This window comes from Endozoicomonas atrinae (assembly GCF_001647025.1).
Taxonomy (GTDB): domain Bacteria; phylum Pseudomonadota; class Gammaproteobacteria; order Pseudomonadales; family Endozoicomonadaceae; genus Endozoicomonas; species Endozoicomonas atrinae.
Genome location: NZ_LUKQ02000715.1, coordinates 1 through 650 on the forward strand (window position 1 = coordinate 1; position 650 = coordinate 650).

The following is a 650-nucleotide window of genomic DNA, read 5'->3' on the forward strand; positions in this document are numbered from 1 at the left end:
ATTGCTGTTTCTAAAGCGTTTGTGGGATCATTGATTCCAATGAAAGACCCTCACTTCAGTATTAATCCCTGTAAAGCACTGCAGGATATTGGGCGACTGGCAGCAGTATCTGTCCTGCCTGCGAGTAACATCATTTTCATGGTGAAAGATATCGCCGATGCTTGGTCCGGGAGCCGTTTGCCTGGGCCAGATGTCAAACCAGAATCACCACAGGAATCAAAAGCAACCGGGGAAAAGGCTGAGGAAAAAGAACCCTGCCCGAAAAAGGTAACGCTTCAACAGCCTCCCACGGCCCTCCATCAAGGGAGCCAGAGCACCAAAGGGTTGCTTGCACTGGGTATGCTGGCCAGTTCTGTTCAATATGCGAATTCAAAATCCATTGCCGATGGTTCAAAACCCATAGGGATTAATGATGCAGAAACCCTGGGCAAGATTGGTCAAGATCCCGACTATCCACTGGACGGCAATTATCAACAGACGGCGGATATTGATGCGACTCAAGCCCTTCAATCCATTGGCAATGATACACACCCATTCACCGGCCAGTACCATGGGCAGTGCCATACGATCAGCAATCTGTCTGACTGCTTTGTTAAAAAGCTGGATCAAGGCAGCATCAGTCACCTTCGCTTTATTGATGCCCATATAAC

1 protein-coding gene is annotated in these 650 nt (G+C 48.6%); it reads left to right on the forward strand.

Annotation, left to right across the window (positions count from 1 at the left end; all coding sequences use genetic code 11):
* On the forward strand, window positions 1-650 hold a 650-nt coding region (locus AK963_RS34275; protein ID WP_238593908.1), incomplete at both ends, for a hypothetical protein.